General features: G+C 72.9%; 20 protein-coding genes. 11 read left to right on the top strand and 9 right to left on the bottom strand.

Annotation, left to right across the window (positions count from 1 at the left end; all coding sequences use genetic code 11):
* Positions 1-304: 304 nt before the first annotated feature.
* Both ACGF4F_RS12785 and ACGF4F_RS12780 read left to right on the top strand, forming a co-directional pair.
* Positions 305-445 (top strand): helix-turn-helix transcriptional regulator, encoded by a 141-nt coding sequence (locus ACGF4F_RS12785; RefSeq protein WP_357441060.1) that lies wholly within the window; start codon positions 305-307, stop codon positions 443-445.
* Complete coding sequence (locus ACGF4F_RS12780; protein ID WP_357441057.1) at positions 423-1073, top strand: DUF5753 domain-containing protein; 651 nt, start codon at positions 423-425, stop codon at positions 1071-1073. Before ACGF4F_RS12785 ends, ACGF4F_RS12780 begins: the two co-directional genes overlap by 23 nt.
* Before the next feature lie 107 nt (positions 1074-1180).
* Here ACGF4F_RS12780 and ACGF4F_RS12775 read toward each other — a convergent pair whose 3' ends face one another.
* The gene (locus ACGF4F_RS12775) at positions 1181-1558 is read right to left on the bottom strand and encodes a hypothetical protein (RefSeq protein ID WP_393077133.1); all 378 of its coding nucleotides are present in this window, start codon (positions 1556-1558) and stop codon (positions 1181-1183) included.
* A gap of 425 nt (positions 1559-1983) precedes the next feature.
* Here ACGF4F_RS12775 and ACGF4F_RS12770 point away from each other — a divergent pair, with 425 nt between their 5' ends.
* Positions 1984-2445: a hypothetical protein gene (locus tag ACGF4F_RS12770; RefSeq protein ID WP_393077130.1), complete on the top strand. Its 462-nt coding sequence runs from the start codon at positions 1984-1986 to the stop codon at positions 2443-2445.
* Positions 2446-2856: 411 nt separating this feature from the next.
* Positions 2857-3210: a VOC family protein gene (locus ACGF4F_RS12765; protein ID WP_357441049.1), complete on the top strand. Its 354-nt coding sequence runs from the start codon at positions 2857-2859 to the stop codon at positions 3208-3210.
* A gap of 109 nt (positions 3211-3319) precedes the next feature.
* Here the strand turns inward: ACGF4F_RS12765 and ACGF4F_RS12760 are convergent, their stop codons facing one another.
* Positions 3320-3733 carry a hypothetical protein gene (locus ACGF4F_RS12760; RefSeq protein WP_393077127.1) on the bottom strand — a complete coding sequence of 138 codons (414 nt, stop codon included), beginning with the start codon at positions 3731-3733 and terminating at the stop codon, positions 3320-3322.
* Positions 3734-3807: 74 nt separating this feature from the next.
* On the opposite strand from ACGF4F_RS12760, the gene ACGF4F_RS12755 reads away from it, so the two are divergent.
* Positions 3808-4011, top strand: coding sequence for a response regulator transcription factor (locus ACGF4F_RS12755; protein WP_357441043.1), 204 nt, complete (start codon positions 3808-3810; stop codon positions 4009-4011).
* 142 nt (positions 4012-4153) lie between these two features.
* Positions 4154-7117, top strand: a complete 2964-nt coding sequence (locus ACGF4F_RS12750; protein WP_393077124.1) for an Hsp70 family protein — start codon at positions 4154-4156, stop codon at positions 7115-7117.
* A 161-nt stretch (positions 7118-7278) separates the two neighbouring features.
* Here ACGF4F_RS12750 and ACGF4F_RS12745 read toward each other — a convergent pair whose 3' ends face one another.
* On the bottom strand, positions 7279-7818 hold the full coding sequence (locus tag ACGF4F_RS12745; RefSeq protein ID WP_357441037.1) for a hypothetical protein: 540 nt from the start codon (positions 7816-7818) through the stop codon (positions 7279-7281).
* A gap of 99 nt (positions 7819-7917) precedes the next feature.
* Between ACGF4F_RS12745 and ACGF4F_RS12740 the strand changes: the two genes are divergently transcribed.
* Both ACGF4F_RS12740 and ACGF4F_RS12735 read left to right on the top strand, forming a co-directional pair.
* Positions 7918-9138 carry a GNAT family N-acetyltransferase gene (locus tag ACGF4F_RS12740; RefSeq protein WP_393077121.1) on the top strand — a complete coding sequence of 407 codons (1221 nt, stop codon included), beginning with the start codon at positions 7918-7920 and terminating at the stop codon, positions 9136-9138.
* A gap of 151 nt (positions 9139-9289) precedes the next feature.
* Complete coding sequence (locus tag ACGF4F_RS12735; RefSeq protein ID WP_357441031.1) at positions 9290-9712, top strand: hypothetical protein; 423 nt, start codon at positions 9290-9292, stop codon at positions 9710-9712.
* 3 nt (positions 9713-9715) lie between these two features.
* Here ACGF4F_RS12735 and ACGF4F_RS12730 read toward each other — a convergent pair whose 3' ends face one another.
* From ACGF4F_RS12730 to ACGF4F_RS12715, 4 genes are all read right to left on the bottom strand, one after another.
* Complete coding sequence (locus ACGF4F_RS12730) at positions 9716-10186, bottom strand: ribose-5-phosphate isomerase (RefSeq protein ID WP_357441028.1); 471 nt, start codon at positions 10184-10186, stop codon at positions 9716-9718.
* 72 nt (positions 10187-10258) lie between these two features.
* Complete coding sequence (locus ACGF4F_RS12725; protein WP_393077118.1) at positions 10259-11458, bottom strand: DUF1015 family protein; 1200 nt, start codon at positions 11456-11458, stop codon at positions 10259-10261.
* A 100-nt stretch (positions 11459-11558) separates the two neighbouring features.
* Positions 11559-11945, bottom strand: a complete 387-nt coding sequence (locus tag ACGF4F_RS12720) for a hypothetical protein (RefSeq protein ID WP_357441023.1) — start codon at positions 11943-11945, stop codon at positions 11559-11561.
* A 164-nt stretch (positions 11946-12109) separates the two neighbouring features.
* Positions 12110-12709 (bottom strand): disulfide bond formation protein DsbA, encoded by a 600-nt coding sequence (locus ACGF4F_RS12715; protein ID WP_393077199.1) that lies wholly within the window; start codon positions 12707-12709, stop codon positions 12110-12112.
* A 247-nt stretch (positions 12710-12956) separates the two neighbouring features.
* On the opposite strand from ACGF4F_RS12715, the gene pepN reads away from it, so the two are divergent.
* The 3 genes from pepN (at position 12957) to ACGF4F_RS12700 (ending at position 16152) form a co-directional block, all read left to right on the top strand.
* Positions 12957-15506, top strand: a complete 2550-nt coding sequence (gene pepN, locus ACGF4F_RS12710) for an aminopeptidase N (RefSeq protein WP_393077115.1) — start codon at positions 12957-12959, stop codon at positions 15504-15506.
* A gap of 84 nt (positions 15507-15590) precedes the next feature.
* Entirely contained in the window at positions 15591-15893 is a 303-nt protein-coding gene (locus tag ACGF4F_RS12705; RefSeq protein ID WP_393077112.1) for a Uma2 family endonuclease, read from the top strand.
* A 4-nt stretch (positions 15894-15897) separates the two neighbouring features.
* The gene (locus tag ACGF4F_RS12700; protein ID WP_393077109.1) at positions 15898-16152 is read left to right on the top strand and encodes a Uma2 family endonuclease; all 255 of its coding nucleotides are present in this window, start codon (positions 15898-15900) and stop codon (positions 16150-16152) included.
* Positions 16153-16213: 61 nt separating this feature from the next.
* Here ACGF4F_RS12700 and ACGF4F_RS12695 read toward each other — a convergent pair whose 3' ends face one another.
* Positions 16214-16627 (bottom strand): DUF5130 family protein, encoded by a 414-nt coding sequence (locus ACGF4F_RS12695; RefSeq protein ID WP_357441014.1) that lies wholly within the window; start codon positions 16625-16627, stop codon positions 16214-16216.
* The gene (locus tag ACGF4F_RS12690) at positions 16614-16898 is read right to left on the bottom strand and encodes a hypothetical protein (RefSeq protein WP_073836601.1); all 285 of its coding nucleotides are present in this window, start codon (positions 16896-16898) and stop codon (positions 16614-16616) included. The genes ACGF4F_RS12695 and ACGF4F_RS12690 overlap by 14 nt, the downstream gene beginning before the upstream one ends.
* Positions 16899-16944: the final 46 nt, after the last annotated feature.

Here is a 16944-nt window from a genome sequence, read left to right as displayed (position 1 = left end):
GCCATGGCTGGTCAGCACCTCGACCAAGCCCGTCCGTCGGAGCGATGCAAGGCACCTTCCAAACTGACGGTGCGGGTTCGATTCCCGTCGCCCGCTCCAACGGCCTCCGGCCCAGGTCAGAGGCTGCATCCCCAGATCCTGGCCGGTCGGCCACTCCCCCCTCTGGTCTTGTGGGCCATCCGTGGGCCATTAGCTGCTCTGGCCGCCCTTGCGTCGGGCCTGCCGGGCGATCCGCCGGTCCATGGCCGAGGCGATTTCGCGGTCCCGCTCGCTGGTTGCGTGCTGGTAAATCAACGCCGCGCGCATGCTCGCGTGCCCCATTCGCTGGGCGAACGGTTGGGCACCGTCGAAGGTCTCCCGACTGGAGAACGGCCGCCAGATGCCGGCCCCCGCCGACCTGTACGCGTGGGCACGCGCCTGCGGTGCCGACGACACCGCCCGCTGAGGACCTGTTGCGGATGCTCGGCGAGGTCCAGGCCGCGCACCGCAGCTGGCGCCGCCAAATGCGCCAAGGCCAGGCCGCTGTCCAGGACAGCTACAACCAGCTTGTCGCCGAGTCGCCCCTCATTCGGCACTTCGAGACCGTGTGGGTACCCGGGCTGCTCCAGACCGCCGACTACGCCCGCCGCGCCCTGACCGAGATGGTCGAGCTGCACAACCTCGACATCGCAGACGTGGACACCGCCGTCGCCACCCGGATGCAGCGCCAGCAGTTCCTCTACGACACCACCAAGCGGTTCGAATTCCTACTCGCCGAGCCTGTGCTGCGGTGGCTGCTCGTTTCGCCCGAGGTCATGCGCGGCCAGCTCGACCGGCTGCAAACCGTCGTCGGCGTACCGAACATCCGGTTCGGCATCCTGCCGCTCGGCGTCCCGCTCGCCACCACCCCGCAGAACTCCTTCCAGATGTACGACGATGTCGCCATCGTAGAGACCTTCGTCGGCGAGACCACCTACCGCGACGACGAAGCAGCCACCTACACCAGGGCCATCGAACGACTCTGGGAGGAAGCCGTTACCGGCGAAGACGCCCGCCGACTGATCGTCCGGGCCGCCCAGGACCTCCAAAACTAGGCACGTCCGCTGTGCGGCCACTGCGCCGGGCCACGCCGTTTAGTCCCGACCTAGCAGGCGACCTCGCGGCAACCAGCCGGCCGGACAAGCAGTAAGCGGGTGGCTGCCTACCAGCTTGCCGTCCAGGTGTACCAGCTTCCCTCGATCTGTTCGAACTGTGGTGCCTCCCAGGCACTGTTTCCAAGGTCATCGTTCGGACCAGCAGGGAAGTAACCCCACCCGGAATCGTCGAAGCCAGGGTTCTCGCCGTAGAAGATGTAGCCGCCCGTCACACCGTACGACCCGAGAATGCGACACGAGCCGATCTTGCTAGGTGCGTCGACTGGGTCGTACGCCTCTGAGTCAGTCGGCGGTGCCGGTAGCTTCGCCACCACCTGGTCGAATGCCGCGCGGTCAAAGGAGCACCCTGAGCGGATGACCTGCTGCAGTCCGACGACGAGCGGCAGTCCGACGACGAGCACGGCCGGTACAACCACGGCGACCACCGCGGGTAACCCCGATGATCCACCGCCAGCGCACGACTCGCATTCGCAGAGTCTGCCAGGCGTCCATGGAGAACCTGAAGGACAGGCGGTGACGGCGTACCACTGTCGAATTGACCTCTTAAGGATCAAGGCGGCCCGCAAGCGGGCCGCGCCGGCCCGGCCCCGGCCTGCTGGCGACCTCCGGCCGGCATCGGCCGGGCCGGCCGGCCACGCTGGCGGACTGCAAGACCTTGAAGACCTCGGGGCGCTGCCCCGAACCCCGGCTCTCCTCAGAGATCGGCCGGGGCGGATCACCTCGCCGGGCACCACAAGGGCTACCAGCCCGACGAGGAGATCCGCTGGCTCTAGCTCGACGGCATGCCATCCAAGAGCGGCGAGCCGTGGCCCACCTGCAGGTGGACGACGCAACCCGTAACATCCGCCCGATGGCTCGAACGAACGACGAGGACCGCGGATCACCATTTCCAAAGCTGGGCGTAGGCATCGCTGACACGTTTCGGGTGGAGTTCACGCCGACTAGCCGCGACAAGAGGTTCGGCGTGTTCCAGCTCTACATCGAGGGCATCCCGATCGGAGACGCCAGCACAACTGCGCTGTACCCGCACATTGCGAACCTTTCCCGCCTGTGCGCCATCGCCGAACATCGCAGCGAGCGGAAGCGGAGCCGGTTGCACCTTGGGGACACCTTCGACCACCTGGACATGTACGTGGAGATGAGCCAGGTTGACGTGCTGTTCACCTTTACCACTCGACCTGAGTGTGGTGGGCCGCCACCGTGGGCACCGCCGGTTGGTAGGAAGATGCGGCTGAGCGTCGCTCGGTCACAGTTCATCAGCACCTGGCGCCAGGCCGAACCGCAGTTCCGGCATCTGTTGGCATCGCAGTAGCGGCCGGGGCTCGCTTGCACCCGGACCGTCGCGGGCCATCCATGGGCCAGTAGCCGGGGCGCATAGCGGTCACGAGCGGTTACGAAACGCACCCGAATCTGAGGGCCACCCGCAGGCGTTTCGGGCATCACGACCAGTTGATCGCGCTCTTCCAGAGTGACGGTGCGGTTCGATTCCCGTCGCCCGCTCCACGCATGAAGGCCCAGGTGGACCGCACAACCGCGGCACTGGGCCTTCCACATCTCCCCCAGCTTTGATCTTGCGCGGCGTTCAGTGCCACATCCGGGCTCGGGGCGGCACCGGGCCTTGTTGCCCAGCCGCAGCCCGGGTGGCCCGTGCTTCCGGCAGCGCCAGCCGCAAACGACGGGGCACTCCTGGTTGACGAGGCTGCCGTGCGGCAGCATGGCCGTCATGGCCATAAAGCGCACAATGCCCGACCTGGCAACCGAGGACATCGCGGCGGCCACCGCCTTCTACGTCGAGGTACTTGGCTTCGAGGTCGTCATGGACATGGGCTGGATCGTCACCCTGAGCGATCGCGCCAACCCGGGAGCTCAGCTGAGCCTCATGACCCACGACGCCACCGCACCGGTTATCCCCGACGTGTCTGTGGAGGTCGATGATGTCGATGCCGCGCATCAGGCCGCCCGGAACGCCGGCGCTGAGATCGTGCACCCGCTCACCGACGAACCATGGGGAGTCCGACGCTTCTTCATGCGTGACCCCAACGGCAGGGTCATCAACGTCCTCACCCACAAGAGCTGACGACCCGTGAGTGATGCCTGTTCGCCGACGTCCGGAGCGGAGCCTCGGCAGGCTCCGGTCGTCGGGCCGACCCGTCACGCGCCGGGCCGACCCGACGACAGGTCCACGCTCAATCCTGGGAGCCGGTCAGCTGCGGCCGCAGCGCCAGGATCAGGCCGAGCATCGTGTAGCCGATGAGCAGGTGGCCCGCGCCGACCCAGTCGGCGATGGGCGAGCCGAAGATCCCGAAAGCCGGCACCGTCACCAGCGCCCAACTCTCCGCGACCGCCGGCCAGACACGGGCGGCGCCTCGCCAGCGAGCGGCGAAGGCGATCTTGATGCCGATGATCGCCATGCCGAGCATCGAGAGCGGCCAGAACACATCCAGGATCGCCACCGGGGCACTGTCCCGCCAGGCCGGCACGGCACCGTGCAGGATGCTCCACAAGGTGGCCAGGGTCAGCAGCACGAACTCCACTCGAAGCAGGCCGCGGGCAGCGCGGGAGGTGCCCGTGGCCGAGGTACGCAGCTGGGTGTGCACCAACGCGAACAGGCCGAGCTGAATCGCTGGCCCGCCGGATCGCCGAGTTCTTCACCGCCGGCGCGACCCCCGCGCAGGTGCCGTTTCCGCAGCTCACGGCGCGCGAGCGGGAGATCCTGGAGCTGCTGGCCGCCGGGCGTTCCAACGCGCAGATCGCCGCCGCGCTGTACCTGTCCCCCAAGACGGTACGCAACAACGTCTCGAACGTGTTCGCAAAGCTGCAGGTGGCCGACCGCCCCGAGGCGATCGTCCGGGCCCGGGAGGCCGGCCTCGGCAGTTGAGCGGCCCGGTACGGCGTACCGGCTGCCCACCGTGATCGGCCAGGACCCGGTTCGACCGTCCCGACCGGCGGATGAGCCGGGCGGCGGGGGCTGCGTACGATGCGGGGCCGGACATCCCCGCGTCGGGTGGAGGTAGCCACGGATGTCAGGCCAGCAGGACGGGTTCGCCCTCGGCGTCGACCTCGGCACCTCGAACACGGTGGCGGTGCTGCGCTGGCCGGACGGGCGGAGCCGCCCGTTGCTCGTGGACGGACACCCGATCCTCCCCTCCGGCGTCTACGTCGACTCCGGCGGACGGTTCCACGTGGGACGGGACGCGCAACGGCTGGCCCAGGCCGACCCGGCCGGGTACGAGCCGAACCCCAAGCGCCGGGTGGACGAGGAGACGGTCGAGCTGGGCGGGCGGGCGTACCGGCCGGCGGAGCTGCTGGCGGCGACGTTGCGGACGGTGGCGGACGCCGCCGTGGCCGCGGTGGGTTTCCTCCCGCCCGCGGTGGTCACCCACCCGGCGGCCTGGGCGGCGCCCCGCCGGCAGGTGCTGCACGACGCGCTCGCGCTGGCCGGCTGGCCACCGGCCGCCGAGCACACCCTGGCCGGTCCGATCACGCCCGGCACCCGCCTGCTGCGCGAGCCGGTGGCCGCCGCCCGCTACTACGCCCAGGTGCTGCGACGGCCGGTGCCGGTCGGGGGAGCCGTCGCGGTGTTCGACTTCGGCGGCGGCACCCTCGACGTGGCGGTGCTGCGTAACGAGGGCGCCGACCCCTGGGGCGACTCGGGATTCGCCCTGGTCGCCAGCGGCGGCGTCGCCGACCTCGGCGGTCTGGACCTGGACGGCGCCCTGGTCGGCCGGCTCGGCGAGTTGGTCGGCGCGGTGCACCCGGCCGCGTGGGCGCGCCTGACCAGCGCGACGACCACCGCGGAGTGGCGGGACCGGCATCAGCTCTGGGACCACGTGCGTGGCGCGAAGGAGATGCTCTCCCGGGCCATGGTCGCGCCGGTGGCCGTACCCGGGGTGGAGGCGGCCGCCCAACTGACCCGGGAGGACCTGGAACTGCTCGCCACTCCCCTGCTGGCCCGGGCGGTGGCCGAGACCCGGGACGTGATCGCCGCCGCGGGGCTGGTTCCCGGGCAGCTCGCCGGCCTCTTCCTGGTCGGCGGGTCGTCCCGGGTGCCGCTGGTGGCCCGGATGCTGCACGCCGACCTGGGGGTCGCCCCGACCGTCCTGGAACAGCCCGAGCTGCCGGTCGCCGAGGGCGCGCTGACGGACCTTCCGTTGCCCCGCCGGGCCGCAGCCGGGGCGCCACCGGCGGTGCCCGCCGGCCCGCACGGTGCGCTGCCCCAGAGCGCTCCGGTTCCGGCCGGGCCCGCACCCGCCGGCCCGCCCGGCACCCGACCGGAGAGCGCACCAACGGTCCCCACCGTGCCCGCGCCCGCCGGGCCGCCCGACACGCTGCCCCAGAGCACGCCGCCGGCCGCCGGACCGCACGGCACGCTGCCGGAGGGCGCGGCGCCCGGGGGCGCGCTCCCGGCGACCACGGTGCCGGTCCCCGCCCCGCACGGCACCCTGGTCGACGACGCGCCGACGCTGCCCGGGTACGCGGGCGCCCTGGCTCCGTCCGGGTACGCCGGTGCCGGGCAACCCCCGGCCGTCCCCGGTCAGGGCGGTTTCCCTCCCGGCGGCCGGGGGCTGCCGGGGACACCCGGCGGGGAGCCGCCGGTCTCGCCGGCGCCGGGGGTCGGGGCGGCCCGGCCGGGACGGGGCCGACGGGCTCTCTGGATCGCGGTCGGTGCCGGCCTCGTGGTGGTCGGCGTGGGGGCCGCGGCGGTGCTGTGGGCGTTTCGGGACCCCTACCCGGCGCTGGAGTTCCACACCCCGAAGTTGATCGCCCGGCCCGCGGCGGGCAGCGAGCGACCGGCCGCGATGTTCACCTCGGTGCTGGCCGACCGGGCCTACCTGGCGTATCCGGGCGCGGACAACCGGCTGGAGGTGGTGGCGGTCGACGCGGCCACCGGCGACGAGCGGTGGCGCAAGCCGACCCCGGTGGCGGCGGACCGTTGGCAGGCCGTGCAGGCGCTGCCCGGCGCGGTCGCCGTGCTCGCCGACGCCTCCGGTGCCAGCACCCCCCGCGACCTGGTGGTGCTCGACGCCGGCTCGGGCAACCAGCGCTGGCGGTTGACCATCCGGGGCGACGACGCCCTGTACTTCACGAAGGAGACGGCGGTCTGGCTGGACCGGACCGGTGGCCGGCTGGTCGGGCTGCGGCTCGACAACGGCCAGGAGAAGTGGAAGCACGACAACCCGCGCAACGAATACGGCGACGCCCGCACCGCAGTGGTGCCGGTCGGCACGGGCGAGGCGCTCGGCGGGCCCGCGTACCTCGACGGATCGCCGCGGGCGCCGTGGCTCGGGGACGCGACCCGGCTCGTCCAGGTGGGGGCGGACCGGTCGGTGCGGGTGGTCGACATGGACAGCGGGGAGATGCGCAACCGGGGCAACGTCGCCGACGTCGACGACCTGGTGGCGGCGCGCGACGACCGGCTGTACGTCATCGAGGACACCCGCGGCTACCGGCTGCTCGCCTACGACCTGGGCAGCCTCGGCGAGCCGGTGGTGCTCTACACCGCCCCGGACGAGCGGCGCCGGGCGAAGGCGCTGGTCACCTGCGGCGAGCACCGGGCCTGCCTGCTGGAGGTGCCGGACTCCGGCGCGGAAGGGACGGAAGTGGTGACGGTCACCGAGGGGAAGAGCACCCGCCACTGGTCGGCCCCGGAGGCCGACGGACTGGTACCGCTCGGCGAGCACCTGCTCGTCCGGCGCGACTCCCCGCAGGACGCGGTCACCCTCTTCGACCCGGAGGGCACGGCGGTGCTGCAGGACCGGGACGGGGTGGCCGGGCGGATCGACGCCGGGAACGTGCTGCTCTTCGCGAAGACGCCGAGCAGCGTGGCGGACGACCGCAGCGTGGCCGGGATGTCGGTGAGCGCCGCCGACCCGGTCGAGATGGGGCTGCTCAAGGGGGTGCGCAGCGAGTCCTGCTCGTGGAACGCCGAGGTGCTCGCCTGCGGTGCCGAGGAGGACTTCGTGCTGTACCGGTTCGCGGACTGACCCGCCCGGACGGACGGCTCAGCCCACCGGGCGACGGATGAACCGGGCAAAGCGGGGTAAGGCGACCACGTCCTGGTGGAGTGACGACCGGCGTCGCGGCATCCCGCGACCGGGCCTGCGGGCGGGCGGCGGAACGCCGACCCGCCCGCGGTCACGGCGGATCAGTTGCCGCTGACCCAGTTCCAGGCGGCCACCACCCACTCGGTCTGCTGCAGGTAGGCGACCCCGACACCGGCCAGGAAGATCGCCGTCACCAGGTGGGCTCCGCGTGCGCTGCGGCGTACCCGGCCCAGCTGCCGCTCCCAGACCACCCGGCCGAGCAGGCGGGCGAGCGCGAAGAGGCCGACGGCCGTGAGCAGGCTGAGCACGAAGGTGAGCAGCGGGGCACCGAGATCGCCCCGGCCGGAGATCGCCCAGATCCCCCAGCAGACGAAGGCGAACAGGGCGCCGGCCGCGCTCCACTCGCCGCCCCGGCGCAGCTGGGCCAGATGCCAGCTCAGGGGGCGGCGCGGGGCGGAGTCACCGGACCAGCCCGCCGTCGGGTCGACGGTGGAGAACTGCTCGGTCCGCGGCCTGCTCGGCTGCCCCACCGCGGCCACCCCGCGTCGGAACGCGTCCCGCTGCGGTGGCACCACCCCGACACCGGGCTGCGGCGGCACCTCCACGGTGCGCTCGGCCCACGGCTGTGTCTGGTCCGCCATCTCGTGTCCTCCCCCTCGACCGACGCCGGCCACGGTTCCGAGGGTAGCGAGCCGGCAAATCGGTCGCCGACCCCGAAGGTGATGGGTTAGACAGTTCCGATGATCGACGCTGTGGTGCCCCGGGCCGAGGACTTCGATGAGATCGCTGGGCTGCTGGCCCTCGCCTTCCATGGCGGCGTGGACCCCGAGCTGCGGGAAATCGAGCGGCCCATCTTCGAGCCGGAGCGCGCCCTGCTGGTCCGCGACGGCGGCGCCGCCGTGGCGCACGCCGGCGCGTTCAGCCGCGAGCTGACCGTGCCGGGCGCGACCGTGCCGGCGGCGCACGTGACGATGGTCTCGGTCGCCCCGACCCACCGCCGCCGGGGCCTGCTCACCGGGCTGATGCGCCGGCAGCTCCGCGAGATCCGCGACGCCGGCCGCGAGCCGGTCGCGGTGCTCTGGGCCAGCGAGGGTCGCATCTATCCCCGCTTCGGCTACGGCCTGGCCGCGCAGCGGTACACGCTGAGCTGCGACACCAGCGAACTGCGGCTGCCGGAACCGGCGTCCGTCGCGGGCACGCTCCGCCTGGACCGGCCGGCCGCGCACCAGGCCGAGCTGGCCCGGCTGTACGAGCGGGTCCGCGTCGACCGCCCCGGCTGGTCGCGGCGGGACGAGCGCTGGTGGGCGTACGTGCTCGCCGACGTGACGGGCCTGCGGGGCGGCGCCACCGAGCATCGGGTGCTGCTGCACGAGGGGCGCGACGGCCTGGACGGGTACGCGCTGTACCGGACGAAGGAGGAGTGGGACCGGACCGGCCCGCGCGGCGAGGTCCGGGTCGACGAGGTGGTGGCCGGGAACCCGGCGGCGTACCAGGCGCTGTGGCGGCTACTGCTGTCGATCGACCTGACCCGGCGCCTGTCGTTCGACCGGGCCGCCGTGGACGAGCCGCTGCTGTGGCTGGTGAACGAGCCTCGGCAGCTCGGCGCCCACGTCTCCGACGCCCTGTGGCTACGCGTCGTGGACGTCCCGGCCGCGCTGGCCGCCCGCCGGTACGCCGTCGACGTGGACGTGGTGTTCGAGGTGACCGACGACCTGCTGCCGGAGAACACCGGCCGCTGGCGGCTGGTCGGCGGTCCGACCGGGGCCCAGTGCGCGGCGAGCGACGCACCCGCCCGGCTCGGCTGCGACGTCCGCGTCCTCGGCGAGCTGTACCTGGGCGGGTCCGGGCTCGGGGCGCTCGCCGCCGCCGGCCGGGTCCGCGAACTGGTGCCGGGCACCGTGGCCGAGGTGGCCCCGGCCTTCGGCTGGCACCGTGCCCCGGCCCCGATGGAGGTCTTCTGAGTCTCCGCCGCTGAGCCCGCCGCCCACGTCGATCATGAGGTTGGCCGCGCGATTCGCCCGGTGGTTTCGCCACCGCCAACTCCATGATCGCCGGCTCGGGCTTGCCGGGCGTGGGCGGGCGCGATCAGCGGTGGGACGGTACGGTCGGGTGATGGGTGATGCGGAGCGGCGACGCCGCCGGTTGCGGCACCACGGCGAGGCCGGGGCGCCGGACGGCGAAGGCGCCGCCGGGCGGGCCGGCAGGCATGAGCCCGCCGGCACCTTCGCAGACGGGCCGACCGCCACCACGGCCGCGGTGCACGACGACGGCTCCAGGTCGCGGCGTGCCGCCAGACCCGCCGAGCTGGATTTGGCGGAGCCGCGGGGGCGCCGCGGCGGCCCCGCCGAGGAGGGTGAGCGGGGGTTGCGCGGCCTGGTCGGCTCGGGCTCCTCGCAGGTGAGCGTGACCGCCGCGCTGCGGGCGCGGGACGCCGCCCGGCCGACCGACGCGGACCTGGCCGAGGCGGAGGCCCGCGTCGTGATCGTCCGGCGCAACTGGGTGCCCCGCGAGGAACTCCCCCGCGCGAACCGCTAGCCGTCAGGCGGGCAGGTCGGGCAGTTCGCGGGTCTGCTCGTACGCGGCCACCTGGGTGATCCGGCGGGCGTGCCGCGGGTTGCCCGAGAACGGCGTGGTCAGGAACGCCTCGACCAGGGCGGTCGCCTCGTCCAGGGTGTGCTGGCGGGCCCCGACGGCGATGATGTTGGCGTCGTTGTGCTCCCGCGCCAGCTGGGCGGTGTCGATGCTCCAGGCGAGGGCGGCCCGGACGCCGGCGATCTTGTTGGCGGCGATCTGCTCGCCGTTGCCGGAGCCACCGATGACCACCCCGAGGCTGCCCGGGTCGTTGACCACCCGGTCGCCGGTGTGCAGGCAGAACGCGGGGTAGTCGTCGTCCGGGTCGTAGCCGTGCGGGCCCACGTCGACGACCTCGTACCCCTGCTTGGCCAGGTGGTTGGCCAGGTGCCCCTTCAGCTCGAAGCCGGCGTGATCGGATCCCAGGTAGACGCGCATACCGCGCAGTCTGTCAGGCCGGCCTCCGTGCCGCCGCGCGGGCGGCGGCACGGAGGCGAATTCGTCACAGCATCAGCGCGGCAGCTCGGCCACGACCAGGCCGGCGCGCGCCTTCGGGGTGAACCAGGTGCTCTTGCGCGGCATCTTCTCCCGGGCCAGGTTCACCGCGACGAAGTCGTCCACGGTCACCGGGGCGATCAGGACGGCCAGCTCGGCCCGGCCGGCGTCCACCTCGCCGGTGAGCCAGCTCGCCGGGTAGTCGCCGCCCACGTAGGTGATCCGCTTGTCGCCCGGGTCGAGGCCGAGCGCGTCGCGCAGCAGCAGCCGTTCGACCAGCGCGTGGTCCAGGTTCTCCAGCCGGCCGCCCCCGACCTGCGGCAGGCTGACCGCGTACCCCTGGCCGGCGAGATAGAGGCGGACGGTGCCGCCGGCCGCCGGGACCTCGACCGGGCCGTCGATCGGGCTGACCTCGGCGCCGGCGGCGCGCAGCCGGTCGAGCAGTTCCGCCGGGGTGCTGGTCAGCTCGCTGACCAGCCGGTTATAGGGCTGGATGGCGACCGAGGCGGGCGTGGTGATCACCGAGAGGAAGCGGGTCAGGCCACCGGTCTGCGCGGCCAGGCTGCGGTGGTTGCCGTCCGCGACCACCAGTTCCCCGCCGCCGGCGAGGGCGGTCAGCTCGTCCTGCTCGGGGCCGGGGCCGACCAGCCAGATGGCGTGCGTCCGCCCGGCCTGGTCGACGTCGGTCGCGGCGGGCGCGCCCGCCGACTCGGTCGCCGCCGCGAGCGCGGCGTGCAGCTCGTCACCCCGCCCGGTCTGCAGCAGGAGTACGGGCGAGAGCAGGTGGCCCAGTGCCTCGGCCAGGGCCACCCGCTCCCGCACCTTGGCGATGAAGACGTCCTCGTTGCGGATCACCAGACCGGGCTCGTCGGCCCGGGTGGAGATCTGGTCGGTGTCGACCATGGCGAACAGCCCGTACGCGGGCTCCTCGCCGGGTGCGCTGATCCGGTAGAGCACCACGACCTGCTCGGCCGGGGTGTAGCTGCCGTCCGCCTTGGCCTCGGCGAGGCGGGCCACCGCGTCGGGGAGCGCGTCGAGGAAGGGCTTCCCGACGCTGTCCGGTGCCCGGTGGGGCATCTCGATGCCGAGAGCACTGTGCGGATTCGCCTCGACGATGGCGCTGATCTCCGCGTCGTCGGCGAACTCGTCGTAGTTCTGCGCGCCGGTGCCGCCAGTGGTGATCCAGGCCCGGGCGATCGGATGCACGACCGTCATGCCCGCTGACGCTACCCGCGCCACCCACCGCGCCGTGCCGGACCCTCGCCGCTTCCATCAGGTGAAAGGAGTGGCGCAGGCGGCCCCTTCTTGACAGCCGTCAGGCGGTGCGGTCGGCGCCGGCGCTGCGGTGCCGGCCGGGGGCCGGCCGACGGCCCGGTGCCGGGGTGGCCGGCCGGGACGCGGCGGAGGAGGCGAGGCGTACCGTCGTCGCGCCCGGCGCGGGCCGGCCGGCCGCCGCGCCGGACCGGACCGGGCGGGCGGGCCCGGGCGGCAGGGCGGCGTCGGCGGGCGGGGTCATCCGGGAGGTGGCCACCACCCGGGCGACGCCGACCACGATCGGCGGGGCCAGCAGGTCCACCATCTCGGGCGGCAGGGTCGGCCGGACGGCCGGCCAGTCGCCTTCGGCCACGGACCAGTACGTCGCACCGGAGTCCTCGGTCGCCGGCACCGGCGCGTCGTCGGACAGGTGGCGGTGCTTAGCCATGGAACGCCTCCAGGAGCTGCCGGGGTGCGGCCCCGCGGGCCGCCGGCTGGGACACCTGATGAAACGAACCCCGCGCCGCCGGGGTGACGCCGGCGCCGCGGGGTCGCGCGCTGTCCGGAAGGGGCCCCGCTCCGCCGAAGCGTCGACCGGAGGCCCGTCCACACTCAGTCGAAGATCGGGCCGAGCTGCCGGGTCCGCTTGAGCTCGTAGAAGCCGGGAGTGCCGGCGACCAGCAGCACGCCGTCCCAGAGCCGGCCGGCCGCCTCGCCCTTCGGGGCCGGGGTGATCACCGGGCCGAAGAAGGCGACCTGACCGCCGTCCGGGCCGGGGGCGTGGATCACCGGGGTGCCGACCTCGGTGCCGACCGGCCGCATGCCCGCCTCGTGGCTGGCCCGCAGCGCCTCATCGTACGCGGTCGTCTCGGCGGCGTCGGCGAGCGCCGGGTCCAGCCCGACGTCGGTCAGCGCGCCGACCAGCATCTCCCGGCCGAGCGGCTCCTTGCCGAGGTGGATCCGGGTGCCCATGGCCGTGTAGAGCTTCGCCAGCGTCTCCCCGCCGTGGGCCTGCTCGACGGCGATGCAGACCCGCACCGGGCCCCAGCCCTGCTTCATCAGGTCCTGGTACTGCTCGGGCAGGTCCCGGCCCTCGTTGAGCACGGAGAGGCTCATCACGTGGAACTGGATGTCCACCTCCCGGACCTGCTCGACCTCCAGCAGCCAGCGGGAGGTGATCCAGGCCCACGGGCACAGCGGGTCGAACCACATGTCCACGGCGGCACGTTCGGTCACGGTGATATCCCTTCACGACTTCGCACGCCGGAACTCCGGCGCCCTCCCCCGATCCTCACCCCGGGCGGCATCGACCGGTGCCGGAATGAGAGCGTGACCTCGGCCACCGAAGGGTGTCATTGCATGGAAGACTCGGTGCGGACCGGCCGTCACGAGCGGGCCGGCGAGGCCGGTGCCGCGGGCCGCGGCGACAACAGTGGGATGGAGACGAACAGTGCCGGGAGTGCGTAACCTGACCCAGGTCGAGGCCACCGAGCGGGCCCGCCTGCTCGACGTGACCGGGTACGACATCAGCCTTGACCTGTCCACCGCCGTGCAGGCCGCCACCGGCCGCACGTTCCGCTCGGTGACGGAGGTCCGGTTCCGCTGCGCCGAGCCGGGGGCGAGCACGTTCATCGAGGTGGCCGCCGACTCGGTCCGGTCCGCCACGCTCAACGGCGCGCCGGTGGACACCTCCGGATGGGCGGCGGAGAAGGGCCTCACCCTGGCCGGCCTGGCGGCGGAGAACGTCCTCGTGGTGGACGCGGACTTCGCGTACTCGAACAGCGGCCAGGGTTTGCACCGCACGGTCGACCCGGTCGACGGCGAGACCTACCTCTACAGCCAGTTCGAGACGGCGGACGCGCAGAAGGTGTACGCCTGCTTCGACCAGCCCGACCTGAAGAGCGTCTACACCTGGCACGCCACCGTGCCGGACCACTGGCGGGTGGTGTCCAACATGCCCGTGGAGCGGGAGGAGCCGGCCGGGGAGGCGCTCAAGACCGTCCACTTCGTCGAGTCGGCGCGGATGAGCACCTACATCACCGCGCTCTGTGCCGGCCCCTACCACGAGGTGCGCGACAGCCACGACGGCATCGACCTGGGCGTCTTCTGCCGGGCCTCGATGGCGCAGTACCTGGACTCGGACGACCTGTTCCTGATCACCAAGCAGGGCTTCGACTTCTTCCACGAGAAGTTCGGCGTGCGGTACCCGCTGGCCAAGTACGACCAGCTCTGGGTGCCGGACTTCAACGCCGGCGCGATGGAGAACTTCGGCTGCGTCACGCACGCCGAGTCGCACTACATCTTCCGCTCGCAGGTCACCGACTTCGAGTACGAGCAGCGCGCCAACACGATCCTGCACGAGCTGGCCCACATGTGGTTCGGCGACCTGGTCACCATGCGCTGGTGGAACGACCTGTGGTTGAACGAGTCGTTCGCCGAGTGGGCCAGCCACTGGTGCAACACCCACGCCACCCGGTTCCAGGACGCCTGGACGACCTTCCTGTCGATCCGCAAGAACTGGGGTTACCGGCAGGACCAGCTCTCCTCCACCCACCCGGTCTACTGTGAGATGCCGGACCTGGAGGCGGTCGAGGTCAACTTCGACGGCATCACGTACGCCAAGGGCGCCAGCGTGCTCAAGCAGCTCGTCGCGTACGTCGGTGAGGAGCCGTTCCTGGCCGGCCTGCGGGCCTACTTCGGCAAGCACGCCTGGGGCAACGCCACCTTCGACGACCTGCTCGCCGAGCTGGAGGCCGCCTCCGGCCGGGAGCTGCGCAAGTTCGCCGCCCAGTGGCTGGAGACCGCGCAGGTCAACACGCTGCGCCCGGAGCTCACCATCGGCGCCGACGGCAGCTACGAGCGGGTGCTGGTCCGCCAGGAGGCGCCGGCCGGGCACCCGACGCTGCGTACCCACCGGATCGGCGTGGGCCTCTACGACCTGGCCGACGGGCGGCTGGTCCGCCGGGAGCGGATCGAGGTGGACGTGACCGGCGAGACGACGGAGCTGTCCGCGCTGCACGGCACGCCCGCCGCCGACGTGCTGCTGCTCAACGACGACGACCTCACCTACACCAAGCTGCGGCTGGACGAGCGGTCCATGGCGAACGTGGTGCAGCACATCGCCGGCTTCGATTCGTCGCTGGCGCGGGCGCTGTGCTGGACGGCCGCCTGGGACATGGTCCGGGACGCCGAGCTGTCCGCCCGGGACTACGTCGCGCTGGTGCTGGCCGGCCTGCCCGCCGAGAGCGACATCAACCTGGTCACCGCCACCCTGCGGCAGGCCACCACCGCGCTCACCTTCTACGCCGACCCGGCGTGGGCGCCGACCGGCTGGGCCGAGGTGGCCCGTACCGCCCGCGCGGCGCTGGCCGCGGCCGAGCCGGGCAGCGGGTTCCAGCTCGCCTGGGCCCGGGCGTACACCTCCGCGGCCCGCTCCGCCGAGGACCTGGCGGCGCTGCGCGGCTGGCTGGACGGCGTCGAGGTGCCGGCCGGGCTGTCGGTGGACACCGAGCTGCGCTGGGGGGTGCTCCAGTCGCTGGTGGCCAACGGTGCGGCCGGGGCCGCCGAGGTGGAGGCCGAGCTGGCCCGGGACCGCACCGCCAGCGGCGAGCGGGAGGCCGCGTACGCGCACGCCCTGGTGCCGACCTCGGAGAACAAGGCGGCGGTGTGGGCGGCGCTCACCGGCCCGGAGGCGCTGCCGAACTGGCGCAACCGGGCGCTGCTGCAGGGCTTCACGCACCCGGCGCAGGTCGACCTCGTGGCGCCGTACCGGGAGAAGTACTTCGCCACGGTGGACCAGGTCTGGGGCAGCCGGGACAGCGAGCCGGCGCAGGAGTTCGCCCAGCTCGCCTACCCGGCCTACCTGGTGGAGGACGACACGGTGGCGGCGACCGACGGGTGGCTGGCGGGCGACGGGCATCCGGCTCCGCTGCGCCGGCTGGTCGCCGAGGGCCGCGACGGCGTGGTCCGCGCCCTGAAGGCCCGGGCCAAGGACGCCCGGAGCGCCTGACGCGCGGAGTACCTGGCCGGGGCCGACGTGGGCGACCGCTCATGCCGGCCCCGGCCGTTATGGTTACGGATGGAGGTGGACGTGATGGCACAACCGACCTACGAGTGGCGCCCACCCGAGCGTGGCTGGCGGGAGCAGGACCTCTTCGACCTGCCAGAAGACGGGAACCGCTACGAGATCATCGACGGAAGCCTGCACGTCACCCCACCGCCCGGATACGGACACCAGTTGCTGGCGGACGAGATCCGGTCAGCGATTCAGGCGGCGGCACCGACCGGCTGGTGGGTCATCCGGGAGGCCGGGCTGCGAGCACCGGGGGCCAACCTGATACCGGACATCACGGTGCTGAGGCCGAGCCCCCCCGGACGGCATGTGGACGCAGGCTGAGGACGTGGCACTCGTCGTCGAGGTCGAGTCGCCGAACAGCCGACGGCAAGACCGGTTGACCAAGCCCGCGCCCTACGCGGAGGCGGGCATCCCGGCCTACTGGCGCGTGGAGCGCGGCGACTTCGGACCGATCGTCTACCGGTACACGCTCGTCAAGGGCGTCCACTACAACCTGGTGGGCACGGTCGGGCCGGACGACCCAATCGAGGTGACCGAGCCGTGGCCGATGCGGCTCGACCCGTCCGTCTGGCCCCGTTGACAGCCCGACGAAAAGCCCGGCCCGCAGACTCGCGGGCCGGGCTTCGTCGTAAGGGGAAGGCTCAGCCCTTGCCGGCGTGGCTGGCGAGCTGGTCGAGGCCCTGGATGATGCCGCCGGCCAGGTCGCCGCCGCCGAAGGACGCCACCATGGAGAGCGCGGCCAGCTTGGCGTACGTGTCCGGGATGCGCTTGCGGGCGTACCGGCCGGTGACGATCTCCAGCTGCCGCTGGTTGGGCGACACGGCGATCAGCACCGACTTGTCCGGCTCGGCGAGCTGCCGGTGCAGCCGCTCGGCGTGCTCCCGGATCGGCTCGTCCAGGTGGCCCACATAGACCGAGAAGACCAGCCCGGTGCCCTGGTCGGCCAGGCGGAGCGCCTCGTCGATGCGGAGCAGCTGACGGGTCGAGAAGGGCCCGTCCAGCACCTGGGGCGGGTTGCCCGTCCCGGTCGCGGCCGACATCTCACCAACGGTCACTTGCGCCTCCGGTACCCGCGGCCGGCGCCTCGCGGCCGGCCAGTTCCTGCTTGCGGCTGCTCAGCGCCGGCGCCTGCGCCCCGGCGGCCAGTGCCGTGCCGGCCGAGTCGGCCAGCTGCTCCGGACGGCCCAGGAACCAGACCGGAGTGAAGTCGAAGGGCCGGCCCGGCCGGTAGCGCTTGGCGCCGCCACCGCCGCCACGGCCACCGACGAACGCCAGTCCGGCGATCACCAGCACCGCGGCCGCCGGGATGCCAGCGAAGACCAGCAACGTCTCGGTAACAGACAATCCCAACGCCCCCAGGCGGAAAGAGAGA

Source organism: Micromonospora sp. NPDC047740 (assembly GCF_043204735.1).
Classification (GTDB): Bacteria; Actinomycetota; Actinomycetes; order Mycobacteriales; family Micromonosporaceae; genus Micromonospora.
The sequence above is the reverse complement of the archived record's forward strand: the minus strand, read 5'-3'. Positions and strand labels throughout refer to the sequence as shown.